At 43.9% G+C, this 22,882-nt stretch carries 20 protein-coding genes; 14 read left to right on the forward strand and 6 right to left on the reverse strand.

Translation table 11 applies throughout. The features are described from left to right. Nucleotides 1-4: 4 nt before the first annotated feature. The 6 genes from MKY85_RS14365 (at nucleotide 5) to glyA (ending at nucleotide 6,968) form a co-directional block, all read left to right on the forward strand. Nucleotides 5-1,486, forward strand: a complete 1,482-nt coding sequence (locus tag MKY85_RS14365; protein WP_342573097.1) for a sugar ABC transporter ATP-binding protein — start codon at nucleotides 5-7, stop codon at nucleotides 1,484-1,486. A gap of 1 nt (nucleotide 1,487) precedes the next feature. Then, nucleotides 1,488-2,459 (forward strand): ribose ABC transporter permease, encoded by a 972-nt coding sequence (gene rbsC, locus MKY85_RS14370; protein WP_253435553.1) that lies wholly within the window; start codon nucleotides 1,488-1,490, stop codon nucleotides 2,457-2,459. A 14-nt stretch (nucleotides 2,460-2,473) separates the two neighbouring features. After that, complete coding sequence (gene rbsB / locus MKY85_RS14375; protein ID WP_339242634.1) at nucleotides 2,474-3,406, forward strand: ribose ABC transporter substrate-binding protein RbsB; 933 nt, start codon at nucleotides 2,474-2,476, stop codon at nucleotides 3,404-3,406. Nucleotides 3,407-3,729: 323 nt separating this feature from the next. Next, on the forward strand, nucleotides 3,730-4,473 hold the full coding sequence (locus tag MKY85_RS14380; protein ID WP_342573099.1) for a YggS family pyridoxal phosphate-dependent enzyme: 744 nt from the start codon (nucleotides 3,730-3,732) through the stop codon (nucleotides 4,471-4,473). A 19-nt stretch (nucleotides 4,474-4,492) separates the two neighbouring features. Then, nucleotides 4,493-5,698 carry a benzoate/H(+) symporter BenE family transporter gene (locus tag MKY85_RS14385; protein WP_342573101.1) on the forward strand — a complete coding sequence of 402 codons (1,206 nt, stop codon included), beginning with the start codon at nucleotides 4,493-4,495 and terminating at the stop codon, nucleotides 5,696-5,698. Nucleotides 5,699-5,723: 25 nt separating this feature from the next. Then, a complete protein-coding gene (gene glyA, locus MKY85_RS14390) occupies nucleotides 5,724-6,968 on the forward strand; it encodes a serine hydroxymethyltransferase (protein WP_342573103.1) in 1,245 nt (414 codons plus the stop codon). A 138-nt stretch (nucleotides 6,969-7,106) separates the two neighbouring features. Here glyA and MKY85_RS14395 read toward each other — a convergent pair whose 3' ends face one another. Beyond that, the gene (locus MKY85_RS14395) at nucleotides 7,107-7,727 is read right to left on the reverse strand and encodes an SDR family oxidoreductase (protein WP_342573104.1); all 621 of its coding nucleotides are present in this window, start codon (nucleotides 7,725-7,727) and stop codon (nucleotides 7,107-7,109) included. A gap of 44 nt (nucleotides 7,728-7,771) precedes the next feature. Continuing rightward, on the reverse strand, nucleotides 7,772-9,202 hold the full coding sequence (locus tag MKY85_RS14400; protein WP_342573106.1) for a PLP-dependent aminotransferase family protein: 1,431 nt from the start codon (nucleotides 9,200-9,202) through the stop codon (nucleotides 7,772-7,774). Between the two features lie 281 nt (nucleotides 9,203-9,483). Between MKY85_RS14400 and MKY85_RS14405 the strand changes: the two genes are divergently transcribed. The 7 genes from MKY85_RS14405 to MKY85_RS14435 all read left to right on the forward strand — a co-directional run bounded on the left by MKY85_RS14405 (nucleotide 9,484) and on the right by MKY85_RS14435 (nucleotide 17,991). Further along, on the forward strand, nucleotides 9,484-11,589 hold the full coding sequence (locus MKY85_RS14405) for a serine hydrolase domain-containing protein (protein ID WP_342573109.1): 2,106 nt from the start codon (nucleotides 9,484-9,486) through the stop codon (nucleotides 11,587-11,589). 341 nt (nucleotides 11,590-11,930) lie between these two features. Then, the gene (locus tag MKY85_RS14410; RefSeq protein ID WP_342573111.1) at nucleotides 11,931-13,376 is read left to right on the forward strand and encodes an amino acid ABC transporter substrate-binding protein/permease; all 1,446 of its coding nucleotides are present in this window, start codon (nucleotides 11,931-11,933) and stop codon (nucleotides 13,374-13,376) included. Continuing rightward, on the forward strand, nucleotides 13,369-14,097 hold the full coding sequence (locus tag MKY85_RS14415; protein WP_339242646.1) for an amino acid ABC transporter ATP-binding protein: 729 nt from the start codon (nucleotides 13,369-13,371) through the stop codon (nucleotides 14,095-14,097). The genes MKY85_RS14410 and MKY85_RS14415 overlap by 8 nt, the downstream gene beginning before the upstream one ends. Nucleotides 14,098-14,229: 132 nt before the next feature. Continuing rightward, nucleotides 14,230-14,592, forward strand: coding sequence for a hypothetical protein (locus tag MKY85_RS14420; RefSeq protein ID WP_342573114.1), 363 nt, complete (start codon nucleotides 14,230-14,232; stop codon nucleotides 14,590-14,592). 132 nt (nucleotides 14,593-14,724) lie between these two features. After that, nucleotides 14,725-15,759: an NAD(P)-dependent alcohol dehydrogenase gene (locus MKY85_RS14425; protein ID WP_342573117.1), complete on the forward strand. Its 1,035-nt coding sequence runs from the start codon at nucleotides 14,725-14,727 to the stop codon at nucleotides 15,757-15,759. A 199-nt stretch (nucleotides 15,760-15,958) separates the two neighbouring features. Continuing rightward, nucleotides 15,959-16,549 (forward strand): TetR/AcrR family transcriptional regulator, encoded by a 591-nt coding sequence (locus MKY85_RS14430; protein ID WP_339242651.1) that lies wholly within the window; start codon nucleotides 15,959-15,961, stop codon nucleotides 16,547-16,549. A 71-nt stretch (nucleotides 16,550-16,620) separates the two neighbouring features. Next, a complete protein-coding gene (locus MKY85_RS14435; RefSeq protein WP_342573371.1) occupies nucleotides 16,621-17,991 on the forward strand; it encodes an MFS transporter in 1,371 nt (456 codons plus the stop codon). 65 nt (nucleotides 17,992-18,056) lie between these two features. On the opposite strand, the gene MKY85_RS14440 is transcribed toward MKY85_RS14435, so the two are convergent. From MKY85_RS14440 to MKY85_RS14455, 4 genes are all read right to left on the reverse strand, one after another. Next, nucleotides 18,057-19,337 (reverse strand): glycoside hydrolase family 27 protein, encoded by a 1,281-nt coding sequence (locus MKY85_RS14440; protein ID WP_342573118.1) that lies wholly within the window; start codon nucleotides 19,335-19,337, stop codon nucleotides 18,057-18,059. Between the two features lie 108 nt (nucleotides 19,338-19,445). Further along, a complete protein-coding gene (locus MKY85_RS14445; protein ID WP_342573120.1) occupies nucleotides 19,446-20,327 on the reverse strand; it encodes an AraC family transcriptional regulator in 882 nt (293 codons plus the stop codon). A 34-nt stretch (nucleotides 20,328-20,361) separates the two neighbouring features. Then, nucleotides 20,362-21,162 carry a GNAT family N-acetyltransferase gene (locus MKY85_RS14450; protein WP_342573121.1) on the reverse strand — a complete coding sequence of 267 codons (801 nt, stop codon included), beginning with the start codon at nucleotides 21,160-21,162 and terminating at the stop codon, nucleotides 20,362-20,364. A 69-nt stretch (nucleotides 21,163-21,231) separates the two neighbouring features. Then, nucleotides 21,232-21,843: a helix-turn-helix domain-containing protein gene (locus MKY85_RS14455; RefSeq protein ID WP_342573122.1), complete on the reverse strand. Its 612-nt coding sequence runs from the start codon at nucleotides 21,841-21,843 to the stop codon at nucleotides 21,232-21,234. Between the two features lie 138 nt (nucleotides 21,844-21,981). On the opposite strand from MKY85_RS14455, the gene MKY85_RS14460 reads away from it, so the two are divergent. Then, nucleotides 21,982-22,743: an alpha/beta fold hydrolase gene (locus MKY85_RS14460; RefSeq protein ID WP_342573123.1), complete on the forward strand. Its 762-nt coding sequence runs from the start codon at nucleotides 21,982-21,984 to the stop codon at nucleotides 22,741-22,743. Nucleotides 22,744-22,882 lie beyond the last annotated feature (139 nt).

Genomic DNA, 22,882 nt, shown 5'->3' on the forward strand with positions numbered 1-22,882 from the left:
CGTAATGCATATTCAGATGCAAAACATTCATAAAGCGTTTGGCACCAATCAGGTGTTGAGCGGAGTGGATTTTGAACTAAAAGACGGTGAGGTTCATGCCTTAATGGGGGAGAATGGAGCCGGCAAATCCACACTGATGAACATTCTGATTGGTCTCCATGAGCGAGATCAAGGAACCATCAGAATAGACGGAGAAGAAAACTATTTTGCAAGTCCGAAGGAAGCAGAGAAGTTAGGGATCACCTTTATACATCAGGAGCTAAACGTGTGGCCTGAAATGACAGTGCTGGATAATCTCTTTATTGGTAAGGAAATGACATCATCCTTGGGGCTGCTTAATACGAGACGGATGAAAGCGCTTGCCAAAGAGCAGTTTGAAAAGTTGTCCGTTGACATCCCATTGGAACGTCCTGCGGGAGAATGCTCTGTCGGGCAGCAGCAGATGATAGAAATCGCCAAAGCACTTATGACAGATGCCAAGGTTATCATTATGGACGAGCCAACAGCCGCCCTCACGGAGCGCGAGATACAGAAACTGTTTGGTGTAATCAGCTCACTGAAGAAGGACGGAGTATCCATCGTGTACATTTCTCACCGCATGGAGGAGATATTCACGATCTGTGACCGGATTACCATTATGCGTGACGGCAGAACGGTGGACACTCAGCCCATTCCACAGACAAGCTTTGATGAAGTGGTACGGAAAATGGTAGGTCGTGAACTTACCGAGCGTTATCCTGTCCGAAATCCTTCTTATGGTGAAGTTGTTCTGGAAGTAAGGAATGCCAGCAGCAAAGGGTTGTTCGAGAATATTAACTTCACGGTGAGAGCGGGAGAAATCCTCGGTTTCTCAGGACTTATGGGTTCTGGGCGAACCGAGATTATGAGAACAATCTTTGGTTTGGATACGTTGGATAGTGGTGAAATCTTCATCCGCGGCAAAAAAGCGAACATTCGTAAACCGGCAGATGCAGTGAAACATGGAATCGGATTTATTACCGAAGACCGGAAGGATGAGGGGCTGGTATTAGACTTCTCCATTCGCGAGAATATGGCATTGACTAATCTGTTCAGTTTCTCAAACAAAGGTTTCATCTCCGCTTCGAAAGAACAAGATTTCGTGGATACATTGATCAAACGTCTTCAGATCAAAACACAATCCTCCGAGACGGCGGCAAGGAATCTATCCGGGGGTAACCAGCAGAAGGTGGTTATCGCGAAATGGGTTGGTATTGGTCCAAGCGTACTTATTCTGGATGAGCCCACACGCGGAGTGGATGTCGGAGCGAAGCGCGAAATCTATGAATTGATGAATGAACTTACAGACCGTGGGGTTGCAATCATCATGGTTTCGTCGGAGCTACCTGAAGTACTTGGCATGAGCGACCGTATCGCAGTTGTGCATGAAGGACACATCAGCGGCGAGGTTGCAAGGGAAGTAGCAACACAAGAACACATTATGACATTGGCCACAGGGGGACAGTGATATGACAACAATGCAGGAAAACAAAACGGCTAAAAGCGGGTTCCGTTTCTCAAGCGTGATACAAAAATTGGGACCGCTGCTCGGCTTAATCATTCTTATTCTTATCGTATCGGTGTTGAATCCAAGTTTCTTGGAACCGCTTAATATCTTGAATTTATTGCGTCAAGTCTCGATTAATGCACTGATTGCCTTCGGTATGACGTTTGTTATCCTGACGGGTGGAATTGATCTGTCAGTTGGATCGATCCTGGCTTTATCCAGTGCTTTTGTGGCAAACATGATGTTGTCCGGTCTGGATCCAATCTTGTCCATCATTATCGGGGTAGCACTCGGTGGTGTCATGGGTATGGTGAATGGACTGATGATTACCAAAGGAAGAATGGCTCCGTTTATCGCTACATTGGCAACCATGACGATATTTAGAGGATTAACGTTGGTGTACACAAATGGTAATCCAATTACAGGACTAGGGGATAACCTGTTGTTCCAACTGTTCGGCCGTGGATACCTGCTGGGCATTCCGGTACCTGCAATCACGATGCTGATTACCTTTATGATTCTATGGATTATTTTGCATAAAACGGCTTTTGGACGCAAAACGTACGCCATCGGCGGTAATGAGAAGGCTTCCATTATCTCGGGTATCAAAGTTAATCGCGTGAAAATTATGATCTACTCCCTGACAGGCATGCTCGCTGCTCTGGCAGGTGCAATCTTGACATCTCGGTTGAATTCAGCACAACCAACGGCCGGTACATCCTATGAGCTGGATGCAATCGCAGCGGTTGTATTGGGTGGTACAAGTCTTGCCGGAGGACGTGGACGAATCGTCGGTACCCTGATCGGTGTTCTGATTATCGGCGTACTGAATAATGGATTGAATTTGCTTGAAGTAAACTCATTTTACCAAATGGTTGTGAAAGGTATTGTCATTGCCATTGCCGTCCTGCTGGACCGCAAGAAAACAGCATAAGGAGAGAAGCGAATATGAAAAAGTGGACAATAACACTTGTAAGTGTGATGATGATTATCGTTCTGGCCGGATGCTCTTTGGAACCACCGGAATGGGCCAAACCTGACCCTTCCAAAAGTAACGGACAGAAAAAAATAGGTTTGTCGATCTCTACACTAAACAATCCATTCTTTGTATCACTAAAGGACGGGGTCATGGCTGAAGCCAAAAAACAGGGAGTACAGGTCATCGTGGTGGATGCACAGAACGATTCGGCCAAACAAACCAACGATGTGGATGATCTCATTCAGCAAGGAGTCAGTGCACTTCTGATTAACCCTGCTGACTCTGCAGCGATCTCCACAGCGGTTCAATCGGCCAATAGTGTGGGCATTCCCGTGATCACGCTGGATCGCTCCGCAGACAAAGGCGAAGTGGCAGCATTAGTAGCCTCGGATAACGTTAAGGGTGGACGCATGGCAGCGGAATACTTCGTGGAACAACTCGGTGAAGGAGCCAAAGTTATTGAACTTGAGGGTGTGCCTGGCGCTTCTGCAACAAGAGAACGGGGTAAAGGCTTCCATGAAGTGGCTGACAAGCAACTCGATGTGGTTTCCAAACAATCTGCGGATTTTGATCGGTCCAAAGGATTAAATGTCATGGAGAACTTGCTGCAAGGTAATCCGGACGTGCAAGCGGTATTTGCCCATAATGATGAGATGGCACTTGGTGCGATTGAAGCGATTCAAAGCTCGGGTAAAGACATTCCGGTCATCGGATTCGACGGCAATGATGATGCAATCAAATCCATTAAAGATGGAAAATTGACGGCAACCGTCGCTCAGCAGCCTGTACTAATTGGTCAACTGGCGCTGCAAGCTGCTCTGGATGTGCTCAGTGGCAAGCAGGTGGAGCCATCGATCCCGGCTGAATTAAAGCTGGTAACGAAGGAAAACGTGAACGAATAAATCATGACATGCAATGTTTCTCGTCTTGTGGAGAAGAGCATAGGGATATAACCAAGCCGCTAATTTAGCGGCTTTTTTTCATTTTATAGGAGTGGACATCACATCAAATGGACCTATTGGCGTTTAAAAGCCTACAAAAGGTGCCCCAATTGAATGGTAGTTTTTATTGTTTTGGATTGCTCTAAAAGAATGTTTTTGGATATGTATAACCAATCCATTGATTGATATACTAGCATGACGTTCTACACAATCTTCACAATACATAAGGAGGAAGCTTATCTTAATGATTCATTCCTGTGCGGAATAGAAAGAAGGCGAATGACATGAAACATCTAGTTGAAGAAAATCTCCAATCGGTAAGACAGCAAATCGCATTGGCCTGTCAGGCCTCAGGGCGTGACATATCGGACATTACCTTGTTGCTCGCCACCAAAACTGTACCGCTAGAGAAATTACAAATGGCTATTCAAGCAGGTGAGGTCCTTTTCGGAGAAAACAAAGCTCAAGAACTTCGGGACAAATTTCCACTTATGGAACAAAACAAACAGGTAGAATGGCATTTTATCGGACATCTGCAAACAAACAAAGTAAAGGACGTTGTTAAATATGTTACGCTCATTCATTCCGTAGATCGTCTGAAGCTGGGGCAGGCGTTACATAACCAGCTTCTCAAAGAGAATAAGACTCTAGACATTCTAGTTCAAATTAACACCTCCTACGAAGAAAGTAAATTTGGGGCCTCTCCAGAAACAGCCATTGAGCTTGTAGAACAATTAACTCAATTCGAAACGTTGAACGTGAAGGGCTTAATGACCATTGGAAAACTGAATGCAACGAATGAAGAAACACGGCATTGCTTTCGTTTGTTAAACCGTATTCGCAATCAAATTAAAGAGAAAAATATTCCGCGTGTAGAAATGGATATTTTATCGATGGGCATGTCCGGTGACTTCCAGGTCGCCATTGAAGAAGGAGCTACAATGATTCGTGTAGGAACAAGTGTATTTGGGCCACGGTATTTACCAGACGAATATTACTGGAATGAAAACACACGCATCGATGATTAAGTGAGAGGTCGTGTTAAATATGAAGACAGCATCTGCTTCATTACGTGGTCGCGATCTGATCTCACCGATGATCGCCGCCTTAATATCTGTGATTGTTAATTACGGGGGTACATTTATTCTTGTGTTTCAAGCTGCAAAAGTGGCTGGTTTAAGCCCGGAAATGACGGCTTCCTGGATTTGGTCCATCTCGATTGGGGTTGGAGTAACGGGGATCTGGCTCAGTTATCGATACAAGGAACCGATTATTACAGCCTGGTCTACACCGGGTGTGGCGTTTCTCGTTTCAGCATTAGCGGTGACCCCTTATCCAGAAGCTATCGGCGCTTACATGATTTCAGCAGTCGGATTTATTATTTTGGGTATGTCAGGCATGTTTGAACGTTTTGTTCGACTTATTCCCCCAGGCATCGCTTCCGGATTGTTAGCAGGTATTTTGCTACAGTTTGGAATATCGGCCTTTGGAGGGGCTAAGCTTGATCCTTTGCTTGTTACTGTGCTATTTGCCGCCTACATCGTGCTAAGAAGGTTTACTTCCCGTTACGCCATAGTTGGCATATTGGCAGTTGGTTTGATTTATTTAATATGCATGGGAAAAACGGACTTCAGTACGATCCAATTGGCGGTCGCTTCGCCTGTATTTGTTTTCCCCGCGTTTTCGTTAAATGCTTTACTTGGCGTTGCTCTACCACTGTTCATTATTACCCTGACAGGGCAGTATATGCCCGGAATGCTAGTTTTGCGTAATGATGGATTCAAGACAAGTGCCAATCCCATTCTGGCGGTAACAGGTTTGGGATCACTGCTTGCAGCCCCATTCGGATCACATGCTTTTAACGTGGCGGCTATTACCGCAGCGATATGTACAGGAAAAGATGCACATGAGGATGCAACAAAACGGTACATAGCGGGGATTGCTTGTGGAATCTTTTATATTTTTGTTGGTATTTTTGGCGTAACCTTAGCTGCACTGTTTTTGATTCTTCCTGCTACCTTTATTGCAACATTAGCCGGACTGGCGTTACTAGGAACAATTGGTGGCAGTCTCGCGAATGCATTAACGGACCCTAAAGGACGCGAAACCGCATTGATTACCTTTCTGGCGACCGCAGCCAATGTGACCTTACTTGGTGTTGGTGGTGCATTTTGGGGACTATTTGCAGGAATGATGGCGCATCTACTAATGAATAGTAGAATTCCCAAAAAACGATTTGGATCGAATAGATAAGTTCATTATTGAGAGGAAGATGTTCATGAAACATTTGGAGAAGCAAGATCAAGTCATAGGAAATGCTGTCCAGCAAGAGCTTGCACGGCAGCGGAATACGATTGAACTGATTGCATCAGAGAATTTTGTGAGTCAAGCTGTGATGGAAGCAACGGGTTCCGTATTGACCAATAAATATGCGGAGGGGTATCCGGGCAGAAGATATTATGGCGGATGTGAGCATGTCGATACCGTCGAAGAGATAGCGAATCACCGCCTTAAAACGCTTTTTGGAGCTGAACATGCGAATGTGCAGCCTCACTCCGGTGCTCAGGCAAACATGGCTGTTTATTTTGCCTCGGTGGAGATCGGTGACACAATCCTTGGTATGAATTTATCCCATGGTGGTCATTTAACACACGGAAGTCCTGTTAATTTTTCAGGGAGATTGTACAATTTTGTTCCATACGGTGTCGATGCACATACGGGCCGTATTGACTTTGACGAAGTACGTAAACTTGCTCATAAGTATCGTCCACGCATGATCGTTGCAGGTGGAAGTGCATACCCGCGGACCATTGAGTTTGAATTATTTGCCCAGATTGCCGCCGAAGTGGGAGCACTTTTCTTTGTAGATATGGCGCATATAGCGGGAATTGTTGCCGCAGGTTTGCATCCTAACCCGGTACCACATGCACATTTTGTTTCAACTACCACACATAAGACCTTACGAGGACCAAGAGGGGGAGCCATCTTGTGCGGGGAGCCGTGGGCACAGTCGATCGACAAAGCTGTATTTCCGGCAATTCAGGGTGGTCCATTCATGCACGTCATAGCGGGGAAAGCGGTGGCATTCGGTGAGGCCTTACAACCTGATTTCACAACATACATGGAGAGTGTTCTGGATAACGCCAAAGTATTGGCTGAAACATTAATTAATGAAGGACTCACCCTTGTATCAGGAGGAACAGATAATCATATGGTGTTGGTTGACTTACGATCCATTGATCTTACAGGCAAAGTAGCCGAGGCTTTACTTGATGAAGTAGGGATTACGGCAAATAAAAATGCAATCCCTCACGATACGGCAAGTCCTTTGGTTACGAGTGGTATCCGCTTTGGAACACCGGCTATGACTTCAAGGGGGCTTGGAGGCAGGGAAATGAAAGAAATCGGTCAGCTTATAGCGCTTGCCTTCAAGAATCCAACGAACTCGGATGTCAAAAAACAGATATTAGGTAGTGTCCGCGAAATCACTTCGCAATTCCCTTTATATGAAGGGCTTGAATAGTTTAAGAGCAGAAACATATGTAGCCTGCAATTGATCCTGATGGATTACAATTGCAGGCTTTTAATGTTGCTTGCTTAAATTGAGAACTTATTTTTTTGAACAGAAGAGATACACCATAAGTGAAGTTTAAGACACGCCCTAGTAGGCTATTCCTACACGAGACTGCACATACTCATCAGATATTAATTGCTGATAAGCAAACTCTGCCGTATCGATTACAGATATTGAAGTTCCACCGTCTGGCAAGTAGTTGCGCTCAACTCGATACTTACCGGGCGATTCTCCATCATATAAATAGGTGGGGCATACAATCGTCCATTCCAACTCTGAGGCCTTGAGAATGTTGTACATTTCCAGATGCTCTTCAGCTGCGCGCGTTGACTTACGTTTGGATTCGGAGGATTGAAAACGAAACAAGCCAGGATCCGTTCGACTTTCCAATATTCCTGCTGTACCAATGGTAATGATTCTTCTGATATGCTCCTGAGCCATAGCCTCAACAATTAATTTCGTGGATTGTGATAATGTAGTCGTTCCATCTGTACCTAAGGCACTAACAACGAGATCAGCACCCTGAATGGCGTGATGAATATCCTCTTTGGCTAGAGCGTTTCCTTGAAGCAGGACGAAATGGTCATCGCTGATATGTACCTTTTCCGGGCTTCTTACCAGTGCAGTTACATGATGATTGGAACGTAGGGCACTAGCGACAAAATGACTTCCAACCCGTCCGGTAGCTCCTAACACTAAAATTTTCATCGCAAAAACATCCTTTCAAATCCAATTGGAGAGCATGTTCTCCATCATAATACAATCTTCGCAAGTCGATGTATGCCATCCTCAATCTGATCCTCATCCACTTTCGCAAAACCTAATATCCATCCTTTTCGATGACTCTCCAGGCAATATCTACTAAGCGGATACACGCGCACACCTTGATCAAGAGCAGCATTCGTCAGCGCTTCTTCATCAAATGACATTTCTGATTCTAGAAGCATATGTAATCCCGTTTCCACACCACTTAATGTAAATCGTGAGCCTAACCCAGAAGCAACAATGGCTTTAGTCATGACTTCGTGTCTGCGTCGGTATATGTTCCGAACTCTTCTCATATGGCGCATAAAATGACCACGCTCAATAAAATGAGTTAGCGTTAACTGTTCCATAATCGGAAGATGACGATAAGTCAATTCTTGAACTTGGGTAAGACGATCGATGGCTATTCTGGGCCCGATGATAGCGGATAGCCGAATGCCAGGTGCAACCATTTTGGAAAAACTCATCATATAAAGCGTATTCTGAGGTTGCTGACTGAATATAGTCGGAAGTGGATCTCCACGGTACCTAAATTCGCTATCGTAGTCATCCTCAACAATCCAATATCGATGATGAGCAGCCATGTGCATTAATTGTTGCCTGCGAGGTTCTGACATAATAACACCTGCTGCGCATTGATGAGAAGGTGTGACATATACGAGTTTTGTCTTTGGGTGAATACGATCTACACATAATCCATGCTCATCGACTGGAACCGAATCGACTTGCATCCGGCGGTGTTTCATTGCCATCCAAGCAGCAGGGAAGCCGGGATCTTCTACGGAAACTCTATCTCCCTCACTTAAGAGGGCCTGAGCGATTAAATCAATGCTATGTTGTGCACCGGACGTTAACAAGATTTGATCCAATTCGATATGAATGCCTCGTTCAAGTGACAAATAACGCTGAATCTGCTCTCTTAACGCCAGTAAACCTCTGGCATCGCCGTAAGCCCAAAGATCCAGATTGGGTTCAGTGGAAGCTTGTAAAAAAGATTGCCTCCAGGCTTTTGTGAAACTTTCATCCAGATAAGGCTCGTGGGGATTAAAATCTATCTCGATCTTACGGCGGTCTCTATTGCCGAACCAACGATGCAGATGACCAATAGATTCGGTTAGTGCAGGCAGTTCGGGAGGAAGCGGCCCTTGGATCGTGGTTTCTTCTGATGAACGCGGTGCGTATGCCCAATCACTAACCCTTGTCCCTGCCCGACGGGAAGTTACCGTATACCCTCGGCTGAATAATTCCTCGTACACAATCTGTATGGTTGACCGTGAAACACCAATCAATTGGGCGAGTTCGCGGGATGGGAGCAATAATTCACCTGGTCTCCATTTTCCAGTTGTAATATGTTGAATCGCTTGATCCAAAAGTTGCTGCCAGATCGGGCGAGGGTCATCTCGATTCACTTTTAGCATAAATTCAACTCCAATATGGGGCGTTATGGATTGCTTTTAATTATGTATTTACGGTCGTTATTGGCACTCCATTGATTGATATATTATCATGGAAAAAGTTTGATTTGTAAACAAAACAGAGTTGTACTAAAGGGTTCTTTATCATGTGTTCAATTTATTTTGGTCGTTCCTGGCTGGTTCATACTCGATTCATATTCAAGCCATAGATAGTTCATCATGTTCGGTTACACTACTGGAGTACTACCACAGAGATTCCTAATCCATAGACTAGACAGGAGAAGATGAGATTGACACGAAAGAAACGAAGTTCTATCGCAGCCATAACCTTGGTGCTTGCGATGATGTCCCCAATGTCGGCCATGGCCACACCCGCTACCAGTGATGGTGGTAGACCTACGTATGATGTAACTAAAAAGGCAGCAAGTGAGAAGGCGAAGATACTTACCGAATCATACGCTACGACAAGTGTACAGTACGCACTGATGGATGGGGGCGAGATTGTAATTTCCGGTCAGGCCAGCAAAGATGGCTTAAAAAACAACATTCCGCTTTCGTCTGATACCATGTATGGCATTGGTTCAACCAGTAAAATGGTACTTGCTACCGCCGTAATGAAGCTGGTGGAACAAGGTAAAATCGATCTTGATGAGCCTGTCGTGAAGTATATCCCGGACTTTAAAATGAAAGACAATCGTTACGATAAGATTACACCACGTATGCTCCTGAATCATTCATCCGGACTTCTCGGAACGTCAAGTAACAGTGCAATTCTGTTTGGAGATCATGATACCTATGCACATGATACGTTACTGGAACAATTGGCGACGCAACATCTGAAGGCCGATCCTGGTGCATACTCGGTGTATAGTAACGATGGTTTTACATTAGCTGAAATTCTGGTTGAACGGGTCAGCGGCATGAGTTTCACCACGTTCATGCACCGTTACATAACGGAACCACTTGGGATGGATCATACTAAAACACCGCAGGATATTGTGGATCTTAGCCAAATGGCAGCAACATATTCCTCGTCGCAAGAGGAGAAACTTCCATTAGAGACTACCAATATGATTGGGTCGGGAGGTATCTATTCCACCGTAGAAGACCTAGTCCAATTCTCGAAAATCTTTACAGGTGAGGTTGAAACGGTTCTTTCACAGCAATCTGTAGAGGCCATGCAGCAAGAAGAATACAAAAGAGGCATGTGGCCGGAAGAAGGCGATTCGTCCATTGGCTATGGCCTGGGATGGGACAGCGTGAACCTGTTTCCTTTTAATGATTACGGCATTCAGGCAGTAAGCAAAGGTGGCAATACGATAACCTATCATTCCTCATTGATTGTGTTACCGGAATATAACATGGCTGCTGCCGTAACCTCTTCGGGTGGTCACAGCTCAACCGATCAATTGCTGGCAACTGAGCTGTTGCTTGGCGCGCTTGAGGAAAAGAATATTATTCTAGAGCGTAAGCCGGAGAAGTCACATGGTGTACCGGTAAAAGCAACCATGCCGAAGGAACTTACAAAGCATACGGGTACGTATGGCGGTGGTGCAAACATGTTATTAAACTTGGCCGTGAAGGATGGTGGACAATTAACGCTATCTAACTTGTCGTCTCCTAACAGCCAAGATCAGACATATACTTACAGCGCTGATGGCTCATTCATTAATGATGAGGGTACGGAAAAGCTCAAATTCGTTCAGGAAGTCAACGGAAACACATACTTGTGGTCTCGCTCGTATCAGTCTGTTCCCGGACTTGGACAAGTTGCTTCTTCTGAATATAAAGCAGAAAAGCTTGAAACTAATGAACTGTCTGCAGAAGTAAAGGCAGCATGGCAGAAACGGCAAGGCAAAGCATACGTGTTGGTCAATGAAAAATACACATCCACATTGTACAATGCAGCTATGCCGATCATTCCCATTCATACTTTTAATGAGCTGCCTGGTTATATCTACACCAATAAAATTATGGGAGCTAACCAAGCCGTAAACCAATTGCAAATTCCTGGATTAGCAGGACGTGACACAATGGAGTTCAATTTCTATGAGGAAAATGGTGTGGAATACGTTACAGCCGGAGGCAATGTCTATGCCGCTCAAGATATCATAAAACCGATCTATGCGGGAAGATATTCGAAGACAACAATTCAAGCGAATGGTCATGCTACATGGTACTCAATTCCGGCATCGGCCGCAGGTAAAGAAATGACGGTCAAGATGTCTTCAAACAGCGCATTTGCTGTATATGACCAAGCAGGTGTAGGTATTAATCATACAGTGGTCAGTGGAAAAAATGAAATTGTATTGCCTGAGAACGGAACCATTGTGTTCGCGGGTGAAGCTGGTTCTAAGTTCGAGATTGTATTGACAACCAGAGAAAATTAATAGATGATAAAAAAACTGTACAACAAGAAGTCGCGGAAATCGCGGCTTTTTTGAGTTTTAAATTTTAAATAATACGTTTTAAAGTAAATGTACCTTTTTCAGATTTGCGATGTAATATTGGGTTTCGTAAAGCTTACCTAAAGGGTAAGTATAAAGAGGGCTTTTACTGGTTGGAAAAAAATGACGGAGGAAAATGTTGCAAGTGGAAAGGCAGGGCATTGATTGTTAATATACAGTAAATAATAACAATCAAATGTGAAGAAGATCGACAAGAAGCATAACAGTAATACCGATTCCAAAGAAAATAATGATTATTCGGACAACCGAGACGGGGAGGACACATGAAAACAACGAAGATCTCATTTTTTATACTTTCACTGATGCTGCTCCTGGTGAGCGGTCTATCAGGGTGGGTTGGGAACGCTGCTGCAGCATCCGATTCAGGTAAAACTTATATTATCGGAACCGATATCACATTTGCTCCATTCGAATATCAAGACGAGAATGGTGATTATGTAGGTATTGATATGGATTTGCTGGATGCCATCGCCAAAGACCAAAATTTCAAGTACCAAATCAAAGCTCTCGGATTTAACGCAGCTGTACAGGCACTTGAGGCCAATCAGGTTGATGGTGTCATTGCAGGCATGAGTATTACGGATGAAAGAAAAGCAAAATTTGATTTCTCAGAGCCATATTATGATTCAGGCGTAGTCATGGGTATTAGCGCGAATAATGATACCATAAAGAGCTATGAGGATCTTCGTGGTAAAAAGGTCGCCGTGAAAACGGGTACAGAGGGGTACAGCTTTGCTGAGTCAATCGCCTCGAAATATGGATTTACCATTGTCCCATTCGACGATTCTTCCCAAATGTATGATGATGTTAAGACCGGTAATTCAGCCGCCTGTTTTGAAGATGAACCTGTACTAAAATTCGGGGTAAAACAGAATAATGGTCTGAAAGTGGTTACTGACAAAGAAGACGGGGCTTCCTACGGATTTGCGGTAAGTAAGGATAAAAATCAGGAACTTCTGGAGATGTTCAATGCTGGTCTCGTGAATATCAAAGCTAACGGTGAGTATGAGCGCATTATTGCGGAATATGTTGGAGAGAATGCCCAAGTCGCCAATCAAGGTCGCTGGGAGCTCATTCAGAAATCTCTTCCTGCCTTGTTTAAAGGTCTGGGGAACACACTTATATATACGATTGTGTCACTGTTCTTCGCGTTTATCATTGGTTTGATATTCGGATTCATGAAGGTGGGACAGAACAAATTCCTACGTGGTGTTGCCACTGTATTTGTAGATATCTTCCGCGGTATTCCGCTGATTGTCCTGGCATTCTTTATCTATTTCGGAATTCCACAGGCGATGGGCTTCACGATGCCATTGTTCTTGGCGGCTATTCTGACACTTAGTTTGAACGCAGGAGCATATGTGACTGAGATTATTCGTGGCGGGATTCAATCGATAGATCGTGGTCAGATGGAAGCAGCGCGTTCATTGGGACTTCCTTATCGCAAAGCTATGATCAAGATCGTTATTCCGCAGGCGGTGCGGGTTATGATTCCGTCCTTCATTAACCAGATGGTGATCACGCTGAAGGATACGTCCATCCTATCCGTTATTGGTCTTGTAGAGTTGACACAATCGGGTAAAATTGTCATCGCAAGAACGTTCTCCTCTTTTGACATTTGGTTAACGGTTGCGGTTATGTATCTGATTGTTATCATCACATTGACCAAAGTTGCTGATTATCTGGAGGTGAAGGTTCGTCGTGGCTAAAATTAAAGTTGAAGGTTTAAAGAAAAGTTTCGGCTCGAATCAGGTTCTCAAGGGAATTGATGTAGCGGTTAACGAAGGAGAAGTCGTCTGTGTCATCGGACCTTCCGGCTCAGGAAAAAGTACCTTCTTGCGCTGCATCAACCAATTGGAGGATATCACAGCAGGTCGAGTTATCGTGGATGATCAGGACCTCAATGATCCTAAAACCAACATTAACAAAGCGCGTGAAAATATCGGCATGGTATTTCAACATTTTAACTTATTCCCTCATTTTAACGTCTTGAAAAATATAATGTTTGCGCCAAGAGAATTAGGGGTTTTAAACGCAGAAGAGGCTCGAAAAACGGGCCTTAGCTTACTCGATCGTGTCGGGTTGTCTGATAAAGCGGATAGTTTCCCCAGTCAACTCTCGGGTGGGCAAAAACAACGGGTTGCTATCGCTCGTGCGCTTGCCATGAACCCGGATGTGATGTTATTTGATGAACCGACTTCGGCGCTTGATCCAGAGATGGTAGGCGAAGTTCTGGGGGTTATGAAAGATCTTGCGAGTGAGGGCATGACGATGATCATTGTTACACACGAGATGGGTTTTGCACGTGAAGTAGCTGATCGCGTCATCTTCATGGACGGTGGATATATTGTCGAGCAGGGTACCCCTGAACAAATATTTGGAAATCCGAAGAATGAACGGACGATCAGCTTTTTGGAAAAGGTACTCTAGAACTGATCAAGACTATACAGTTTTCACATTGAAAGTCGCTAGTTTTAGCGGCTTTTTTTGTTATATTTATGAGGTGATTTAATTTAATATATTTGAATACCAAATCAAGCAAGAAAGCGAGGTCTGTACTCCATGGAAAATGTGTCACAGGAAGACAAACTGGAATCCATCAAAGCCTTTCAATCAACCATCCGCAAATCGGAAAATGCCTTAGTGAATATGACTCAGAATAGTAATAACACAACATTGCTACAGAGACGTCTCCAAGCTTTTTACATTGGTCTAGCTTTGTTGGATAAACAGTGGAATCAAAAAGCTCATTCATACACGAAGGAAGATATAACAGAAGCCCGTCTTGTCTTGATTGGATTGTTTCCATCCCTTGAGAGCATGTATGCCAAGGCCAAAGAAGGTAGCCCTCAAAAGACTCTTCTGGAAAGAAGAATGAAAGCATTTCATCTTGCCGTTCATGCCATGGATGATCTCGCATTTTAAGTATTCCAACATTACAAATCTTCTACAAGTGAAACCGCTGAATATATATCAACGTATCCGTTGTTTGACAGGAAGATTGGGTATGCGTAATGGACCATGGATACAACTATGTCTATCGAATGGAGACTGATCATGGGCGGAAAAACGTATCATGCTGGATTACCCCAAAAATCGGGAAATAACTTCATGAATGCATTGGTATATGATACCTATGGAACACCAGAAGTCCTGCGATTGGAAAAAGTATCTGTCCCTATGCCCAAGGATCATGAAGTGTTAATTGAGGTCCATGCGACTTCGTTAAATTCATGGGATTGGGATCTCCTTCGTGGAAAGCCATTCGTTAACCGCATCGGCGCGGCAAGGCAGCCGCGTTATCGAATTCTTGGCGTAGACGTCGCAGGGCGCGTAATCGCCGTTGGAGCATCTGCTACACGGTTCAAACCAGGAGACGAGGTGTTCGGAGATCTTTCCGGTTGCGGGTGGGGGGGATTCGCGGAATATGTATGTGCGGCTGAGGAGGCCTTGACACTCAAGCCAACCGGTATCGACTATGTGCAGGCAGCTGCTATTCCTCAAGCAGCCGTTCTGGCTTTGCAAGGTCTACGTGATCGGGGAAAGCTGCAAAAGGGGCAGCGTGTTCTGATTAATGGCGCCGGTGGCGGAGTCGGAACATATGCCATCCAATATGCCAAATTGCTTGGGGCTGAGGTGACTGGCGTTGACAGTGCTGAAAAGCTCGACATGATACTTGCTGTGGGAGCTGACTATGTGTTGGATTACAGGAAAGCGAATTTCACTGCTGTAGGTGTACAATACGACCTGATTCTGGATGTCATCGGAAAGCACTCGGTTTTTGCTTTGAAACGTGCACTAGGTAGTGGAGGCAGGTACGTAATGATCGGAGGCCCAATGCCCCGTATTCTTCTCAATCTGATATGTGCACCGTTCATTGCCAGACTTGAACATAAGAAAATAATGCTTCTTATCCATAAACCGAATCATGAGGATCAAGAGGTGTGGAGAGAACTTGTTGAATCAGGAGAAGTCGTGCCGATTGTTTATCGGGAGTATGCGTTAAGCGAAGCGGCTCAAGCCTTTCGGGATATTGGAGAAGGCCGTGTGAAAGGAAAAGCCGTCGTCTCCATCAAGAAAATGGATTTATGAATATGAAGGGCATTATGAAGGTTGTTTGTCGATTCGTAATCAAAATTATAAGATCATAGTTCCGTCCAGGTCGCTAAATTAGCGGCTTTTTTTGTGCTTTCAAGTGCTATTGGAAATACACCTTGACAATAAAAAGTTCTTTAGTTAACATTGCATCAATGACAGTGAATACTGACATACAGGAAGGAGGGATATAAACATGTCCATCAGCAGTAATCTTAGCAGTAAAGAAAAATTAATGTTGACGGCCATCGATTTAATTTCAAAAAAAGGCTATAAAAGTGTGACGACACAGGAAATAGCCACAACAGCCGGACTAAGTGAGAAAACCTTGTTTCGTCTCTTTAAAACTAAACAAAACTTGTTAGAGACTGCCTTTGACCAATATCATTATGCAGAAGAGATGACAAGGATCTTCAATGAAAAACTGGTATGGGATCTGTATACAGATTTGTTGCTAATCAGCAAGACATATCATAATATCATGAACCGTAATCGAAAATTGTTTATGATTAGCCTCAAGGAAGTAGAGAATTTACCCGGTTATAGAGAGAGAACGGTGAAGCATCCTAAACAACTTTTGGATATTCTAACCAATTACTTTAATATCATGTATGATAAAGGAAAGTTGGCTAAAATCAATCCTGAACTGCAAGCTTTTTCATTCATGTCATTGAATTATGGTGTATTCATAAATAATCTCGAAGAAGAAGTACTTTTTCCAGGGCTCTCATTGGAAGGCATCATTACAGAGAGTGTATGGACGTTTACTAGGGCATTAACTCCCTAGTTTTTTTAAGCTTTTTAATGACAGTAAGTACTGACAGACTAAATATATTCAAAAGAATTGAGGAGAGTATGATGAACACCAATAAAGAAGCGTTATTACTCCGTGTTCTTGTTTTTACACTGATTATATCAGTCATGAATGGAATGATGTTTAATGTTGTATTACCTGTGATTGGCGAAGAGTTCCAACTTACTGCTTCTCAATCGAGCTGGATCGTTACAGGTTATTTAGTTGTATATGCGATTGGTACAGTGACTTACGGGAAACTTACCGATAAATACAGCATGAAGGTTCTAATTTCGTTTGGTCTTTGGATATTGGCAGCAGGCTCTCTTCTGGGGATGGTGGCAACAGAGTATTGGATGGTTATTATCGCACGGATCGTGCAGGCTGCTGGTGCAGCGGTCATACCTGCATTGGCCATGATTATTCCCGTTCGATACTTCGCACCGGAGCAACGCGGGCAAGCCTTGGGTACCTCTGCCATTGGTATAGCTATTGGAAATGCCCTTGCTCCAATCGTGGCCGGATTTGTATCGAGCGCTTTGAGTTGGGAATTTCTTTTTGTGATCCCATTACTTTCTCTTGCTACGCTTCCTTTTTATCGAAAATACCTGGATGATGAAAAAGGCGGCAGTGAAAAAATGGATTATTTGGGTGGAGCGTTATTAGCAGGAACAGTTGCTACACTTTTGCTTTCATTAACCCAATCTAATGCATGGTTCCTACTAACCGGGATTATCTTATTGCTACTGTTCATGGTGCGTATTCGTTATGCGGAAGTGCCGTTTGTAAAACCGGCCTTATTTCAAAACAAAGCCTATTCAGCTGGAATGGGAATTGCATTCCTTCTGGTCGCTATCAGTCCTGCGATTCCATTTACTACGCCACAATTGCTCTCGGAAGTACATGGTCTATCCCCAGCATGGACAGGTGTCATTATGCTACCTTCTGCGCTCGTAGCTGCACTTCTCGGACGCAGAGGTGGAAGGCTCGCGGATGAAAAAGGGAATCCTTTTTTACTGTATACGGCATCTTCACTACTTGTTGTTGGTTTTATAAGCTTATCGTTAGTTGTAGGTGCTACACCGGTCTTGATTTCCTTTTTTCTTGTTTTTGGTGTTCTGGGTCAGTCTTATATGCAAATTGCGGTCTCAAATACCATTGCTCAGACGCTTCCCAGAGAGCAAATTGGAATAGGGATGGGGCTACTATCCATGTTTAACTTCATTGCAGTGTCTGTGTCTACTGCTGCCTTAGGAAAGGTTCTTGACGGGGGAACAGCAACGCTTCAACTTAACCCTCTGCTTCAAAATAAGACAGCTTTTGTGTACAGTAATATATTTATTGTGCTCGCCTTGTTTGTTATTGCGATGACTATGCTATATATGCTTCAATTTGGACGTATGTCCAAAACTGTTCATCAGTCGAGTTCATCTTAAGGATGAACATAAAATGAGAGAGGTCTGCCTAATGAATGACAGACCTCTCTTTTTCTTATTGAAGCTTAAGAAAACCGATAGAGACGTACACCGTGTGTTGGCACAGTTGTAGTTAAAGAATTCAGTGTAATTTCAGCCGCATCCCCGCTCCACAATTCGCTACCTTCGGTAATACCGGATAGTCCGATTTTATCAAAAGACAGATCCACGGGAAGGGGGTTCTCTCCTGGGTTAAATACAGCGACATAAGCGGAACCATCCGCATGTTGGGCAGTCCATACAATAAGATTTTCTTGGCGTAAGGCTTCTCTGGCTCCGTAACTCTCGCGATGCATTCGCAGAACCTCACGATTGGTTAACAGGGACAGCGTCCATTCGTCGTTATCTCGCAGTTCACCACCAAAAATGAGCGGGGAACGGAAGATACTCCACAGTGACATCATCGTTAATTGCTCGTCAGGTGTGAACCGAGTCCAGCGATCCGCTCCACCACCGTCTACAGAACGGATACCGATATGACCCAATGGCAACATATCACAGTCTGGCCAGCAGCCAGCTTGGGGAACCCCTTGCCACGTCCGGCAGCGATCAAACATATCCAATAACAGCGGCCAAAGATCCCAGAAATCATCCGTAACACGCCACATGTTTGCATGTGCGGCTAAGAATTCCGAGTATTCCACCGGAGCAGGCCCAGGAGAGAGACTCAGTACCATGGGGCGCCCGGAGCGCTCAATCGCTTTGGATATCATCTCAATCTCGGGCTGATGAGTATCATAGAGCCTGGAAGCAGCGATATCGTCTACCTTCACCAAGTCAACGCCCCATTGGGCATATAATTCAAAGAGCGAATCGTAATAGGCCTGTGCGCCTTCTTTTGAGCTATCGACACCATACATATCCGTATTCCACGGACAGATGGAGTTCGGATGAGCAATATCGCGCGCAGTGGCGGTTGTGCCCAAGATTGAAGTCCCTGCATGTGCAGCTTGACGTGGAATACCCCGCATGATGTGAATGCCAAATTGCAACCCCAGACTATGAACGTAGTCGGCTAATGGCTTAAATCCCTGTCCACCTGCAGCAGAGGGAAACCGATTCTCAGCAGGCATAAGCCGTGAATATTCATCCATGATTAGTGGAACGAATGGACGATATTGCGAAGAATTGGCCAAAGGCTCGTACCATTGAATGTCTACCGTAATATAGCTCCAGCCGAAGTCTTTAAGATGTTCTGCCATGTACTCCGCGTTGCCACGAATTTCGTCTTCCGTAACAGCCGCACCGTAACAATCCCAACTGTTCCAGCCAAGCGGTGGAGTTGATGCTACAAGCGTATGATTCATGGGAATACTCCTCTACTGATTAATTATTGCTCTCGCTAAATTCATCATAATAAAGGATTTTATTAATATCTACAGTAATGTTGAGTGTGTAATAGCAAAATATTGCGGTTAGTCGAAGAATAATTTACGGTACACAAGGCTTTCACCACCGCTTCGAAATTCGCCTGGCGTGACCCCGGTTATACTGCGAAAAGCTTTGATAAAATAACTTCCACTGGAATAACCAACTTGTTCGGCGATGACTTCAATGCTAAGAGTAGTTCCGCGCAGCAGTTCCAAAGCTTTCTCGGTACGTACACGGGTGAGATAAGCACCTGGAGTCAAGCCTGTACTGGAGGAAAAGCGACGTATAAAGTGATATTTGGAAAGGGAAACATACTCGGCAAGGTGATCAATACTGATCATCTTGGAGTAATTGTTCTCTATGTATTCAACGGCTATTTGAATGTTTTCAGACCAATTCTCCCTGTTGCGTAATGTTGTCCTCTGTAAGCGGGTCAATTCTGTCATGAACTGATATACGCTGGATGATGCAATCAGAGGATCAGTGATTCTGCCTGCCGCCGCATCAGTCACGATCATACGCAACAATCGGATGGGTGTACAATCAACGGGGAGATAGGGAACTTCTCCCGCTTCCCGAAGGAATTTTCGCCAATGGGACAGAATAAGAGTGGGCCTGAACAACAGGAACAGAAACTCCCAAGGTTCTTTTGATGCTGAATCATAGTAATAGCGATGTGCTCCTGGAATTTCTGCCAAAAAAGCTTGTCCTGCGGAAACATGATGTATGCAATTGTTTGACTCAAATACACCTTCACCCGAAGTTGTGTATTGGAATAATAGAAGAGGCCCGTCCGAACGTTCAAGTCCATCCCAATGATAAGAAGGTTCAGTTATTGAATCACTTCCAGCTGCATAGAGTACACACAGTTGGAGCTCTTTGTCTTCGGCGAATCGAAACCCATAAGTTCCTCTGGGGATATTCATATCAGCTCTCCTTGTTGCCCCAAATTTTGCGCATTTATGCGTTATACCAATACATTGGTTGCTCCTCGATCTTATCAAAACAAAGCTTGTTTGCCATATGTAATGATTCAATGTTATCAGCGTGACAGCACCAGTTCGGTACTAATCCTTTGTGTATACACTCTTGAATAAACCGAACACCGACAGCTGTAGCCAATCCTTGCATCTTATGTTCCTCAAGTGTGATGATATCGATCTCCGCATAACCACCACCTACATACGGAGAAGAGCAGACGCTAACAATTTCACTATCTCGAGTAATAAAATGCGCAATACCATTAGCAATAAAGTGCAGTACAGAGTCCCATACAATTGAATAGTAGGAGTAAAAATCATTAATGTACTTCGTTGCGATGGATGGATTTAATTCTACGAGCTTAAAGTGTTTATCTAAAGTGTGAGTATCTCCTTGGTATCTCTCGGTAAACTTCATCTTATTGAACGAAAAATATGTGCGTTTAATTTTCTTTGCGTTCGGTAATTCATAGTTATCAAGTAAATCGATCCAATCTTCCGAAAATAGTGCCAGTGCATAAAAATCTATTTTATGATTCTCTTTGTTTATTAAAAATCGAATGACGTCATCATTAAATTTTCGATTGCTTGCCGTCCCCAATAAACAGTAAAAACCACCACAGCTTGTGATCAGGGCTGAAGTTATGTTGTGCTTGTTATTTACGAATACAGTTCCTTGTTGTCTTTGCTCAAGTACGGAATACACAAATACAGCTTTATTCTTGATCTCTATGAGAAGAGGAAGTATTAAATGAACCTCTTGCCATGGTAGTATTTCCAATACTACACCTTCCTTTGCGTTTATCATGCTTATATAGGGTAGAATTTCTCTTCTCAAGCAGAATCAATTTCACTGCGCTCCGCGAATGAAAATATCCACTAGTCTCTGGCCTAATGATAAATTGGAACCATATTTATTCAGGTTATCTTCCCGATTACCCATTAGCATCATGGTCGAGAAGGTCTCTGCCAGAAAAAACGGATCGTCCATCCGTAGTCTGTTTTCATCCATTGCCCGTTGAAAATGAATGGCTAACACTTCGTGAATATGATGCTCTGCATCCCGTATGTCCTGAATCTGGACCTGGTCAAGAAAAGGCTCAGCTTCTCGGAGCATCGTTACAATCTCTGCATGTGGATTGGCCAGTCTGGCCTCTGCCAAACACACAAGCCCCGACTCCAGACTCTCGGATTGATCGAGCATATGCGAGGTTAATCGGCTCACATTCTGAAGCATCGTTGTGAAGGCAACTTTAAACAGCTCTGGCTTGCTGGTGAAATGATAATAAATGGTTGGTTTTGACACGTTACATGCTTTGCCAATTTGCTGAAGTGTAACTGCTTCGTAGCCATACTCCATGAACAGCTTTGAAGCTGTATGTATGATGGTTTGCTGAATGGAGATATCGTCATCGCCATGTTTGGGTCTTCCAGGCAAACGTTTGTGTGATTTTTCTGTCATTGGACTTCCCTCCATGAATAGTTTATGACAAATAACGATGGTTAGCAAAATCATCTTGTAATTATACTTACCGGTAAGTATAATTTATGAAGAGTTAAAATAAGAACACATTATCCTCATGACAAGGTGGTTTTAGGATTGAAAACAGCACAACGTACAAACAAATGGAAGAAGATAATCACGTGGACGATTTTGTCCATCGTTATCATCGTAGCCGGAGCTTTCGTATATGTTAATTCGGTTACGTATAGTCCTTCTGAACGAGCTGAAGCGGCAATGACAAGTGATGCACAGGTTAATATCACCAAGATTAAGGACGGTTACCGGTTTGAACCCGTGGGTACAGAGGTAACTGAACCGAATATTATTTTTTATCCGGGCGGTCTGGTTGAACCTGAAAGTTATTCTCCGCTTGCCAGAGCAATGGCAGAACAGGGACACCGCGTATACATCGCGAATATGCCAATAAACTTGGCGATTTTCGGTCAGAACAAGGCTGATTCCTTTATTGAGGAACATCCCGATGAAGCATTTGTTATTGGCGGTCATTCATTGGGAGGATCATTCGCATCACGGTATGCTGCCGAGCATACGGAGAAGTTGAAAGGCGTCTTTTTCTTGGCTTCTTATGCAGATGAAGGAGGTAGCTTGAAGAATACGGACTTGTCTATCTTACAGATTACAGGCTCGGATGACGGGGTGCTTAACAGGGAAGACTGGGAGAACGCCAAAGCAAATCTTCCAGAAGACACGACATACATCAGTATTGAGGGTGGGAATCACGGTCAATTCGGCTCATACGGTATGCAAAAAGGAGACAATCAGCCTGCTACTGCGGAAGAAGAGCAGTTGGAAGAGGTTGTCGTAGCATTGCGGAACTGGATGGATAAATTAAAATAATATAATACATGTGTCGAATGATCATGATTCGTGATGCGCTTAAAGTCGCTATTTTAGCGGCTTTTTTAGTTGAAGGATAACTCTGTGCTACTATGAAGCAGGACTAACTGCTTTTATTGATTGAATCTCAATTCAATGA

This window comes from Paenibacillus sp. FSL R5-0749 (assembly GCF_038595085.1).
In the GTDB taxonomy this organism is placed as follows: Bacteria; Bacillota; Bacilli; order Paenibacillales; family Paenibacillaceae; genus Paenibacillus.